This is a genomic window from Pseudomonas laurentiana, from assembly GCF_014648275.1.
GTDB classification, from domain to species: domain Bacteria; phylum Pseudomonadota; class Gammaproteobacteria; order Pseudomonadales; family Pseudomonadaceae; genus Aquipseudomonas; species Aquipseudomonas laurentiana.
The window spans coordinates 45,920-58,057 of record NZ_BMQU01000007.1 but is presented as its reverse complement, the minus strand read 5'-3'; the positions used below and the strand labels follow the sequence as shown (position 1 = coordinate 58,057).

Here is a 12,138-nt window from a genome sequence, read left to right as displayed (position 1 = left end):
CGCGCTATTGCTCCCGCGCCCTAGTTCATTGTGGGGAAACATGCAGACACTTAAGGTCGAGTTGGGTGAACGTAGCTATCCGATCTACATTGGTGAGGGCTTGCTGGATCAGCCCGAGTTGCTGGCGCCGCATATAGCGGGCCGGCAGGTTGCCATCGTTTCCAACGAGACCGTTGCCCCCCTTTACCTGGAGCGCCTGACCCGCACACTGGGGGCTTTTTCAGTGCTGCCCGTGGTGTTGCCGGATGGCGAAGCCTTCAAGAACTGGGAAACCCTTCAGTTGATTTTCGATGCGCTGCTGACTGCGCGTCATGATCGTCGGACTACTGTTATCGCCCTTGGCGGCGGTGTGATCGGCGATATGGCTGGTTTTGCGGCAGCGTGCTACCAGCGTGGCGTGGATTTCATCCAGGTCCCGACCACGCTCCTGTCACAGGTCGACTCCTCGGTAGGTGGCAAGACCGGCATCAACCATCCGCTGGGCAAGAATATGGTCGGCGCGTTCTATCAGCCCAATGCGGTGCTGATCGATACCACCAGCCTGAATACCCTGCCGGCCCGCGAACTGTCGGCGGGCCTGGCTGAAGTGATCAAGTACGGCCTGATCTGCGATGAGCCGTTCCTGGGCTGGCTGGAAGCGAATGTCGATGCCCTGCGCAGGCTTGATCAAGCCGCGCTGACCGTTGCCATTCAGCGATCCTGTGCGGCCAAGGCCGCGGTGGTCGGCGCTGATGAGCGTGAGTCTGGCGTGCGTGCCACGCTCAACCTGGGGCATACCTTCGGTCATGCGATCGAGACCCACATGGGCTATGGTGTTTGGTTGCACGGTGAAGCCGTTGCCGCTGGCACAGTCATGGCGCTGGAAATGTCCATGCGTCTGGGCTGGATCAGTCAGCAGGCCCGAGATCGGGCCATCCGCCTGTTTCAATGCGCAGGCCTGCCGGTGGTGCCTCCACAGGAAATGACCCCGGCGCATTTCATGGAGCATATGGCGGTCGACAAAAAGGTACTCGACGGTCGCCTGCGGCTGGTGCTGTTACGCCAGTTGGGTGAGGCCGTGGTTACCGACGACTATCCAAGAGAGATTCTTCAGGCCACGCTGGAAGCGGATTACCGCGCGATCGTGGCCCAGCTTTGAGGTTGATAAGAGTTCGATGACTAGTTTGCATGCCGACGAGGCCTTTCTCGGCCATTACCAGTTGAGCCACGACCCCTTCGCTGCGCGGGTGCCGGGTTTCAAATTCTTCCCGGCCCAGCGCAAGCCGGTGTTGGGCCAACTCCATCACCTGGCGCGTTACAGTCAACTATTGCTGGTGGTCACCGGGCCGCTGGGCAGCGGCAAGACCTTGCTGCGCCAGGCCCTGGTCGCCAGTACCAACAAACAGTCCGTACAGAGCATTGTGGTCTCGGCACGTGGCGCCAGCGATGCTGCCAGTGTGTTGGGGCAGGTCGCTCAGTCGTTGAACCTGGCCAAGGCCGAGGTTCCGGAGATTCTCGCTCAGGTGGTGCAGTTGGCACTGACCGGGCAGGAAGTTTATTTGCTCGTCGATGATGCGGAACAACTCGATGAGTCGGCACTCCAAGCCTTGCTGGAACTGGCTGCGGGCACCCCTGAGGGTCGTCCGCATGTGTTCCTGTTCGGTGAGCCGTCACTGATCGCCGGGCTGGATGCGCTGAATGCCGAGCAGGAGCGCTTCCACGTCATTGAGCTGCAGCCTTACAGCGAGGATGAAACCCGGGAGTACCTGGAGCAGCGTCTGGAAGGTGCCGGAAGTGGCCTCAATGTGCTGACCAGTGAGCAAATCGCCGATATTCACGAGCATTCGGAGGGTTGGCCTGGCGTAATCAACCAGGTTGCCCGGGATGCCTTGATCGAAGCCATGATTGCCAGCCGCACGACGGCGAAGCGACCATCAATGGGGTTCAAAATGCCTAAGAAGTACGTACTGGCGTTGTCTGCTGTGGTAGTGGTCGCCGTTGGGGCGGCGGTGTTAATGCCCAAGAAGGGTGACCAGACGGCTCCTGGAGCGCCTGCAGAGCAGGCACAACTGCCACTGGGTCAGGGAAAACCAGGCACTGCCCAGTCCAACAATGGTGGCCCGGCCATCGAATTTGCCGGCTCCTCGCAGCCTATGCCATTGCCACTGGTGGGTCAGTCTCAACCGGTGATGCGTGGTCCGTTGGCTGAAGCTGCGGGCATGGGGGACGGTGATGAAAGTACGCCTGCTGGCGAAACTGCATTGCAGCCGCCTACGGTGACGACCATTGCGCCTCCTGCTGGCGTACCTGCTGGCCCTGCACCGACGCCTGCCCAGCCGGTTGCGGCTGCTCAGGTGCAACCTGCCACACATGCTCAACAAGCTCCTGTCGCTGCTGCCAGCAAGCCGGTTGCACCTGCGCCTGCAGCGAAGCCAGCACCCGCGCCTGTGCAAGTCGCTGCGGCCAAGCCAGCGCCGAAACCGGTAGAGAAGCCGGTAGAGAAACCGGTCGCGAAGGCCGCCGCCGGTGGCAACTGGTACGCCGGGCAAAAGCCGGGCAACTATGTGGTCCAGATCCTTGGTACCAGCTCTGAGGCGACGGCTCAGGCCTACGTCAATGCTCAGGGTGGCGACTATCGCTACTTCAAGAAAAACCTGCAGGGCAAGCCGCTGTTCGTCGTTACCTATGGCAACTTTGCCAGCCGTGATGCCGCACTTGCTGCAATCAAGGCCTTGCCAGCCAAGGTCCAGGCTGGTAAACCTTGGCCTCGTAGTGTTGCCAGCGTCCAACAAGAGCTGGCAGCGACCCGCTGAAATAGCTCGGTGGCACCACCCCCGCCACCTGCTGAGCGTCTCCTGAATTTCGGTCAAGCCTGCTGCGCCATGCGCGGCAGGCTTTTCTGTCCCAGACTGACGGCCAAAAGCCATTGCAGTCCAGGCTGAAACGCTTCAGACTCAAGCGAAGCCGCTATCACGGCAGTGCTTATAAAAACATTCAAAAATGCGACATGGATTTGCGTGGTTTCGTCGCGCGAATTTGTGGGCTACCTTGTCGCTGTGCAACAATGACTGCCCTTTTGCCCCCGCAAAGCTGGCGTTCGTTCGGCGTGGATGGTAAGTGGTTGTACTAAAAAGAGATTTGCCTTGGTGAGAGGCGAACCTGGTGAGAAAGTGTCTATGAAAACAGGTCTGTACCATCCCGAAGAATTCAAGGATAACTGTGGTTTCGGCCTGATCGCCCATATGACGGGCGAACCCAGCCACCACCTTTTGCAAACGGCCATCGAGGCCCTGACCTGCATGACCCACCGCGGTGGGATCAACGCCGACGGCAAGACCGGTGACGGCTGCGGTCTGCTGATGCAGAAGCCCGATCAGTTCCTGCGAGCTATTGCTCGCGAGCAGTTCGGCAGTGACCTGCCCAAGCAGTACGCCGTGGGCATGGTCTTCTTCAATCAGGATGATGCCAAGGCGCAAGCGGCACGCGCCAACATGGACAAGGAAATCCTTGCCGCAGGCCTGCAATTGCTGGGCTGGCGCAAGGTGCCGATCGACACCAGCGTTCTTGGCCGTCTGGCCTTGGAGCGCCTGCCGCAAATCGAGCAGGTGTTCATCGGCGGTGAAGGCCTGAGCGATCAGGAATTCGCCATCAAGCTGTTCAGTGCGCGTCGGCGCTCGTCGGTGGCCAACGCCGCCGATAGCGACCACTACATCTGCAGCTTCTCGCACAAGACGATCATCTATAAGGGCCTGATGATGCCGGCAGACCTTGCCGCCTTCTATCCGGACCTCAGTGACGAGCGCCTGCAGACTGCGATCTGCGTGTTCCACCAGCGCTTCTCCACCAACACCCTGCCGAAATGGCCGCTGGCTCAGCCATTCCGCTTTCTCGCCCACAACGGCGAGATCAACACCATTACCGGTAACCGCAACTGGGCTCAGGCGCGTCGGACCAAGTTCGCCAACGAACTTATTCCCGATCTGGAAGAGCTTGGCCCGTTGGTCAACCGCGTCGGTTCCGACTCTTCGAGCATGGACAACATGCTGGAGTTGATGGTCACTGGCGGTATCGACCTGTTCCGTGGCGTGCGGATGATCATTCCGCCAGCGTGGCAGAACGTCGAGACCATGGACGCCGACCTGCGTGCGTTCTATGAGTACAACTCCATGCACATGGAGCCTTGGGATGGTCCGGCCGGTGTGGTCATGACCGAAGGTCGCCATGCGGTGTGCCTGCTCGACCGTAACGGCCTGCGTCCAGCCCGCTGGGTCACTACCAAGAATGGTTACATCACCCTGGCGTCGGAAATCGGCGTGTGGGACTACAAGCCGGAAGACGTCATCGCCAAGGGCCGTGTCGGCCCGGGCCAGATCTTCGCCGTGGACACTGAAACCGGGCAGATCCTCGACACCGACGCCATCGACAACCGTCTTAAGTCGCGTCATCCGTACAAGCGTTGGTTGCGCCAGAATGCCTTGCGTATCCAGGCAACCCTGAGCGACGACCAGGGTGTGGCCAGCTACGATGCTGACCAGCTCAAGCAGTACATGAAGATGTTCCAGGTCACCTTCGAGGAACGTGACCAAGTGCTGCGTCCGCTTGGCGAACAAGGCCAGGAAGCCGTGGGCTCGATGGGTGACGATACGCCAATGGCCGTGTTGTCGCAGCGCGTGCGTTCGACCTACGACTACTTCCGCCAGCAGTTTGCCCAGGTCACCAACCCGCCGATCGACCCGCTGCGCGAAGCGATCGTCATGTCCCTGGAAATCTGCCTCGGTGCCGAGCGCAACATTTTCCAGGAATCGCCTGAGCATGCCTCGCGGGTGATCCTCAGCTCTCCAGTGATTTCGCCTGCCAAGTGGCGTTCGCTGATGAGCCTGGATCGTCCAGGTTTCGAGCGCCAGGTGATCGACCTCAACTATGAGGAAAGCCTCGGTCTGGAAGCGGCGGTGCGTAACATCGCTGATCAGGCTGAAGAAGCCGTGCGCAGTGGCAAGACTCAACTGGTGTTGAGCGACCGCCATATCGCACCGGGCAAACTGCCGGTGCATGCGTCGCTGGCGGTCGGTGCCGTACACCACCGTCTGACCGAACAAGGCCTGCGTTGCGACAGCAACATCCTGGTGGAAACCGCGACCGCGCGTGACCCGCATCACTTCGCGGTACTGATCGGTTTCGGTGCGTCTGCCGTGTACCCATACCTGGCGTACGAAGTGCTGGCCGACCTGATCCGCACCGGGGAAGTGCTGGGTGACCTGGATGAGGTCTTCAAGTACTACCGTAAAGGCATTGCCAAGGGCTTGCTGAAGATCCTGTCGAAGATGGGTATCTCCACCATCGCTTCTTACCGGGGCGCTCAATTGTTCGAGGCCGTTGGCCTGTCGGACGAAGTGGTGGCACTGAGCTTCCGTGGCGTTGCCAGCCGCCTGAAAGGCGCGCGTTTCGTTGATATCGAGAACGAGCAGAAGTTGCTCGCAGCCGAAGCCTGGAGCCCGCGCAAGCCAATCCAGCAAGGCGGCTTGCTCAAGTTCGTTCACGGTGGCGAATACCACGCGTACAACCCGGACGTGGTCAACACCCTGCAAGCCGCTGTGCAGCAAGGTGACTATGCCAAGTTCAAGGAATACACCGCGCTGGTCGACAAGCGCCCCGTGTCGATGATCCGTGACCTGCTGAAGGTCAAGGTCGCTGATCAGGCGTTGGCGCTGGAAGAAATCGAACCGCTGGAGGCGATCCTCAAGCGCTTCGATTCTGCCGGTATCTCGCTGGGTGCCTTGTCGCCAGAGGCGCATGAAGCGCTGGCTGAGGCCATGAACCGCCTGGGCGCGCGTTCCAACTCCGGTGAGGGCGGTGAAGACCCTGCCCGCTATGGCACCATCAAGAGCTCCAAGATCAAGCAGGTGGCCACGGGCCGTTTCGGCGTAACGCCGGAGTATCTGGTCAACGCTGAAGTGTTGCAGATCAAGGTAGCCCAGGGCGCCAAGCCGGGTGAGGGTGGGCAACTGCCTGGCGGCAAGGTCAACGGTCTGATCGCCAAGCTGCGTTATGCAGTACCCGGCGTGACCCTGATCTCGCCGCCGCCGCACCACGACATCTACTCCATCGAAGACTTGTCGCAGCTGATCTTTGACCTCAAGCAGGTCAACCCGCAGGCGCTGGTCTCGGTGAAACTGGTGGCAGAGGCGGGTGTAGGCACCATCGCCGCTGGCGTGGCCAAAGCCTATGCCGACCTGATCACCATCTCGGGTTACGACGGTGGTACCGGTGCTTCGCCTCTGACCTCGATCAAGTACGCCGGTGCCCCGTGGGAACTGGGCTTGGCCGAGACTCACCAGACCCTGCGCGGCAACGATTTGCGCGGCAAGGTTCGGGTACAGACTGACGGTGGCCTGAAAACTGGCCTGGACGTGATCAAGGCAGCCATTCTGGGTGCCGAGAGTTTTGGCTTCGGTACTGCGCCAATGATCGCCCTTGGCTGCAAATACCTGCGCATCTGCCACCTGAACAACTGCGCCACTGGTGTAGCGACTCAGAACGACAAACTGCGCAAGGACCACTACATCGGTACCGTCGACATGGTGGTGAACTTCTTCACCTACGTCGCCGAAGAAACCCGTGAGTGGCTGGCCAAACTGGGCGTGCGTAGCCTCGGTGAGCTGATCGGGCGTACCGATCTGCTGGAAATGCTCCCGGGCGAAACCGCCAAGCAGCAGCACCTGGATCTCAGCCCGCTGCTGGGCAGCGAGCATGTGCCGGCCGACAAGCCGCAGTTCTGTCAAGTTGACCGCAACCCACCGTTCGACAAGGGTGTGCTGGCCGAGAAGATGGTCGAGATGGCCCTGCCTGCGATCAAGGATCTGGCGGGCGCCGAATTCAACCTGGACATCTGCAACTGCGACCGTTCGATCGGCGCGCGGATTTCCGGCGAGATCGCCCGTCTGCACGGCAACCAAGGCATGGCCAAGGCGCCTGTCACCTTCCGTTTCAAAGGGACCGCTGGCCAGAGCTTCGGCGTCTGGAACGCAGGTGGCCTGAACATGTACCTGGAAGGCGACGCCAACGACTACGTCGGCAAGGGCATGACCGGCGGCAAGCTGGTGATCGTACCGCCAGCGGGCAGCCCGTTTGCTACACAGCACAGCGCAATCATCGGCAACACCTGCCTGTATGGCGCCACTGGCGGCAAGCTGTTTGCTGCAGGTACCGCCGGCGAGCGTTTTGCTGTGCGTAACTCCGGCGCTCACACGGTTGTGGAAGGCACTGGCGACCACTGCTGTGAATACATGACTGGCGGTTTCGTTTGCGTACTGGGCAAGACCGGCTACAACTTCGGTTCCGGTATGACCGGTGGTTTCGCCTACGTGCTCGACCAGGACAACAGCTTCGTTGACAAGGTCAACCACGAACTGGTGGAAATCCAGCGGATCACCGGCGAAGCGATGGAAGCGTACCGCAGCCACTTGCACCGCGTGCTCGGCGAGTATGTCGAAGAGACGGGTAGCGAATGGGGACGTGAGCTCTGGGAGAACCTGGACGACTACGTGCGCCGCTTCTGGCTGGTCAAGCCGAAAGCTGCGAGCCTGAAGAACCTGCTGTCCAGCACCCGTGCCAACCCGCAGTGATATGCGCCTGAAGAGTTTGATGAGGTTTAAACATGGCTGAACGTCTGAGTAATGACTTCCAGTTCATCGAGGTCGGGCGCAAGGATCCGAAGAAGAAACTGCTGCGTCAACGCAAGAAAGAGTTCGTGGAGATCTACGAACCCTTCAAACCCCAGCAGTCGGCCGAACAGGCCCACCGCTGCCTGGGGTGTGGTAACCCGTACTGCGAATGGAAGTGCCCTGTGCACAACTTCATCCCCAACTGGTTGAAGCTGGTGTCCGAGGGCAACATCCTGGCGGCGGCGGAACTGTCGCACCAGACCAACACCCTGCCGGAAGTTTGCGGCCGGGTGTGCCCACAAGACCGCCTGTGCGAGGGTGCTTGCACGCTCAACGACGGTTTTGGCGCGGTGACCATCGGTTCGGTCGAGAAGTACATCACCGACACCGCCTTCGCCATGGGCTGGCGCCCGGACATGTCCAAGGTCAAGCCGACCGGCAAGCGTGTTGCGATCATCGGTGCCGGTCCGGCAGGCCTGGGCTGTGCCGACGTTCTGGTGCGTGGTGGGGTGACCCCGGTGGTGTTTGACCGGAACCCGGAAATCGGCGGTCTGCTGACCTTCGGTATCCCCGAGTTCAAACTGGAAAAGACCGTGCTGAGCAATCGTCGCGAAGTCTTCACCGGCATGGGCATCGAGTTCCGCCTGAACACCGAAGTGGGCAAGGACATCAGCATGGAACAGCTGCTGGCCGAGTACGATGCCGTGTTCATGGGCATGGGTACCTACACCTACATGAAAGGCGGTTTCCCTGGTGAAGACCTGCCGGGCGTGCATGATGCGCTGGACTTCCTGGTGGCCAACGTCAACCGCAACCTGGGCTTTGAAAAGTCGCCGGAAGATTTCGTCGACATGAAAGGCAAGAAGGTCGTGGTGCTGGGCGGTGGTGACACCGCGATGGACTGCAACCGCACGTCCATCCGCCAGGGTGCCAAGGCGGTAACCTGCGCCTATCGCCGTGACGAGGCCAACATGCCGGGCTCGCGAAAAGAGGTGAAGAACGCCAAGGAAGAGGGCGTGAAATTCCTCTATAACCGTCAGCCGATCGCCATTGTGGGTGAAGACAAGGTTGAGGGCGTGAAGGTCGTCGAGACGCGTCTCGGCGAGCCGGATGCCCGTGGCCGCCGCAGCCCTGAGCCGATCCCCGGTTCCGAGGAGATCATCCCGGCAGATGCCGTAGTGATCGCCTTTGGCTTCCGTCCAAGCCCCGCGCCATGGTTCGAGCAGTTCAGCATTCAGACTGACAGCCAGGGCCGTGTGGTGGCGCCAGAGCAGGGTGCGTACAAGCACCAGACCAGCAACCCGAAGATCTTCGCCGGTGGCGACATGGTCCGTGGGTCTGACCTGGTGGTGACTGCGATCTTCGAGGGGCGCAATGCTGCCGAAGGGATCCTGGACTACCTGGGCGTCTGAAAAAACATCGCGGGACGCGCCCGCTCCCACCGTGTCGGCATCACAGCGACCACGGTGGGGCAGGTTCGTCCCGCGATGAAGTTTAGAAAATCTATTGATCTGGTGCAGGTCGATAGACAAAAGGCACGGTTCATACCGTGCCTTTTACGTTGGTGTCTGAGAAAATGCCCCCACTTTTTTTCCGGATGCCGACATGACTGCCTTGAAGAACGATCGTTTTCTGCGCGCCCTGCTCAAGCAACCCGTAGACGTTACCCCTGTATGGATGATGCGCCAGGCTGGCCGTTACCTGCCGGAGTACCGCGCCAGCCGCGCCAAGGCCGGCGATTTCATGAGCCTGTGCATGAACCCGCAGTTTGCCTGTGAGGTTACCCTGCAGCCGCTGGACCGCTATCCGCTGGATGCGGCGATCCTGTTCTCCGACATCCTCACCATTCCCGATGCCATGGGTCAGGGGCTGTACTTTGAAACCGGCGAAGGCCCGCGTTTCAAGAAGGTCGTCAGCACCCTGGCTGACATCGAAGCCCTGCCGATCCCAGATCCGCAGAAGGACCTGGGCTACGTGATGGATGCGGTCAGCACCATCCGCCGTGAGCTCAATGGCCGTGTACCGCTGATCGGCTTCTCTGGCAGCCCATGGACCCTGGCCACCTACATGGTCGAAGGCGGCTCGTCGAAAGACTTCCGCAAGACCAAGGCCATGCTCTACGACAACCCGCAGGCCATGCACCTGCTGCTGGACAAGCTGGCGCAGTCGGTGACTTCCTACCTCAACGGGCAGATCCTCGCGGGTGCACAAGCCGTACAGATTTTCGACACCTGGGGTGGCAACCTGTCGGCTGCCGCCTACCAGGAGTTCTCACTGGCCTACATGCGCAAGATCGTCAGCGGCCTGATTCGCGAGCACGAAGGGCGCAAGGTACCGGTCATCCTGTTCACCAAGAATGGCGGCCTATGGCTGGAAAGCATTGCGGATGCTGGCGCCGATGCCCTCGGTCTGGACTGGACCTGCGACATTGGTGAAGCCCGCCAACGCGTCGGCGCCAAGGTTGCCCTGCAGGGCAACATGGACCCGACCGTACTCTACGCCAAGCCTGAAGCCATCCGTGCTGAAGTGGGGCGTATCCTGGCCAGCTACGGGCATGGCACCGGCCACGTGTTCAACCTCGGCCATGGCATCACCCCGGAAGTCGATCCAGAGCACGCGGGTGTCTTCATCAACGCCGTGCATGAGCTGTCGGCGCAGTACCACCAGTAAGCATTTCTGTATAAAAAGCGCCCGGCCAATGCCGGGCGTTTTGCATTAAGTTTGAATTCAGCGTGCCTGCTTATGCTGGTCCCATCGAAACCAAGATTGGATCACATCTATGAACACTCGTTATCTCGCACTGCTTCTCGCTCCTCTGTTCAGCACCGCAGCCCTGGCTGCTGGTTACACCGGCCCAGGCGCACAATCGGTGGTCACGGTTGCCGAGGCCCACAAAGCGGCTGACGACACCCCGGTTGTGCTGCAAGGGCACATCACCCAGAAGCTGAAGAACGAGAAGTACGAGTTCAAGGATGCCACCGGCAACATCATTGTCGAAATCGACGACGAAGACCTGCCGCCCGTGGCCTTCAACGACAAGACCCTGGTCAAACTGACCGGTGAAGTCGACAAGGGCCTGATGAAGCGCGATGTCGATGTGGATCTGGTGGAGGTATTGAACTGAGTCTGTAGAAAGGATCAGTCCTCCAGCGTTTCAACACTTAGCTTTTCGGCGGCAACTTGCTCAGGTGCAGCGCCACCAGCAGGGCAATGACCAGCAGGCTGCCTATGAACAGGCCGATGCCGTTCCAGCCACCCTGGTGCCAAAACACCCCGCCGGCGGTACCCGCGACGCTGGAGCCGGCGTAGTAGCTGAACAGGTACAGCGATGAGGCCTGGCCCTTGGCCTTGGTGGCTCGACGGCCGATCCAGCTGCTGGCCACCGAGTGTGCGCCGAAGAAGCCGAAGGTGAAGATCAACATACCGATGACGACCAGCGGCAGGGGTTCGAACAGGGTCAGCAGCAGGCCGCCGAACATCAGCACAATGGTTGCCCAGAACACCTTGCGCCGACCCAACTTGTCGGCCAGCGCGCCAACGTGTGCCGAGCTGTAAATGCCTGACAGATAAACCACCGACAGCAGCCCGACCAGGGCCTGGTTCATGTGGTAAGGCTCGGCCAGCAGACGGTAGCCAATGTAGTTGAACAGGGTGACGAAGGCGCCCATCAACAGGAAGGCTTCAAGGAACAGCCAGGGCAGCCCGGCATCGCGAAAGTGCAGGGTGAAGCCATCCAGCAGGCTGCGAGGATTCAGAGGGCGCGCACGGAAGTTGCGCGACTCGGGGAGCATTTTCCAGAACAGTACCGCGGCGATCAGTGCCAGCCCACCGATGGCCAGCAGTGCCGTGTGCCAACTGACGAAGTCGATCAGTACGCCAGTAATCAAGCGTCCGCTCATGCCGCCAATGGCGTTGCCGCCGATGTACAGGCCCATGGCCAGGCCAAGGTGCTGAGGGTAGATCTCTTCGCTGAGATAGGTCATGGCCACTGCGGCCAACCCACTCAGGGACAGGCCAACCAACGCACGCATCGCCAGGACCCCTTCCCAGGTGGGCATCAGTGCGCTGGCGATAGTGCACAGTGCGGCGCAGAACAACGCTGCAACCATGACGGGCTTGCGTCCAATACGGTCTGAAACAGGCCCGGTCACCAGCAGACCGAACGCTAACAGCGCGGTCGATACCGATAACACCAGGCTGCTTTGCGCCGCATTGATGGAGAACTCTTGGGACAGCAGCGGCATCATGGGTTGTACGCAATACAGCAGCGCAAAGGTGGCGAAGCCGCCACAGAACAACGCCAGCACCGTGCGCATGAACGCCGGTGTGCCTTTTTCGATCCATTGGTCAGTGGCTGTGGCAACGTCCGCTGTGGGGGCGGGGGGCACTTCGTGGGCGAGGGGAGCAACAGCAGTTTTCACGGTAAACCTCGGAAGGGCTACGGCCAGTCAGGCAGTGAAAAAAGCATATAGCTAGCTAATGATCATTTCCAATATAT

At 60.4% G+C, this 12,138-nt stretch carries 7 protein-coding genes; 6 read left to right on the top strand and 1 reads right to left on the bottom strand.

The window, feature by feature from the left end; translation table 11 throughout:
• Window positions 1–40 precede the first annotated feature (40 nt).
• The 6 genes from aroB (at window position 41) to IE038_RS09040 (ending at window position 10,764) form a co-directional block, all read left to right on the top strand.
• Window positions 41–1,138: a 3-dehydroquinate synthase gene (aroB, locus tag IE038_RS09065; protein WP_189395490.1), complete on the top strand. Its 1,098-nt coding sequence runs from the start codon at window positions 41–43 to the stop codon at window positions 1,136–1,138.
• 16 nt (window positions 1,139–1,154) lie between these two features.
• On the top strand, window positions 1,155–2,792 hold the full coding sequence (locus IE038_RS09060; RefSeq protein WP_189395489.1) for an AAA family ATPase: 1,638 nt from the start codon (window positions 1,155–1,157) through the stop codon (window positions 2,790–2,792).
• 363 nt (window positions 2,793–3,155) lie between these two features.
• Entirely contained in the window at window positions 3,156–7,601 is a 4,446-nt protein-coding gene (gene gltB, locus IE038_RS09055; RefSeq protein WP_189395488.1) for a glutamate synthase large subunit, read from the top strand.
• Window positions 7,602–7,633: 32 nt separating this feature from the next.
• Complete coding sequence (locus IE038_RS09050; protein ID WP_099773340.1) at window positions 7,634–9,052, top strand: FAD-dependent oxidoreductase; 1,419 nt, start codon at window positions 7,634–7,636, stop codon at window positions 9,050–9,052.
• A gap of 193 nt (window positions 9,053–9,245) precedes the next feature.
• Window positions 9,246–10,310, top strand: coding sequence for a uroporphyrinogen decarboxylase (gene hemE / locus IE038_RS09045; protein WP_102053224.1), 1,065 nt, complete (start codon window positions 9,246–9,248; stop codon window positions 10,308–10,310).
• Between the two features lie 109 nt (window positions 10,311–10,419).
• The gene (locus IE038_RS09040) at window positions 10,420–10,764 is read left to right on the top strand and encodes a NirD/YgiW/YdeI family stress tolerance protein (RefSeq protein WP_163937240.1); all 345 of its coding nucleotides are present in this window, start codon (window positions 10,420–10,422) and stop codon (window positions 10,762–10,764) included.
• Between the two features lie 37 nt (window positions 10,765–10,801).
• On the opposite strand, the gene IE038_RS09035 is transcribed toward IE038_RS09040, so the two are convergent.
• On the bottom strand, window positions 10,802–12,028 hold the full coding sequence (locus IE038_RS09035; protein WP_229775649.1) for an MFS transporter: 1,227 nt from the start codon (window positions 12,026–12,028) through the stop codon (window positions 10,802–10,804).
• Window positions 12,029–12,138 lie beyond the last annotated feature (110 nt).

Coding starts and splice junctions, on each gene's coding strand:
- IE038_RS09060 (WP_189395489.1), top strand. CDS start 1,155: ATGACTAGTTTGCATGCCGACGAGGCCTTTCTCGGCCATTACCAGTTG.
- hemE (WP_102053224.1), top strand. CDS start 9,246: ATGACTGCCTTGAAGAACGATCGTTTTCTGCGCGCCCTGCTCAAGCAA.
- aroB (WP_189395490.1), top strand. CDS start 41: ATGCAGACACTTAAGGTCGAGTTGGGTGAACGTAGCTATCCGATCTAC.
- IE038_RS09050 (WP_099773340.1), top strand. CDS start 7,634: ATGGCTGAACGTCTGAGTAATGACTTCCAGTTCATCGAGGTCGGGCGC.
- IE038_RS09040 (WP_163937240.1), top strand. CDS start 10,420: ATGAACACTCGTTATCTCGCACTGCTTCTCGCTCCTCTGTTCAGCACC.
- gltB (WP_189395488.1), top strand. CDS start 3,156: ATGAAAACAGGTCTGTACCATCCCGAAGAATTCAAGGATAACTGTGGT.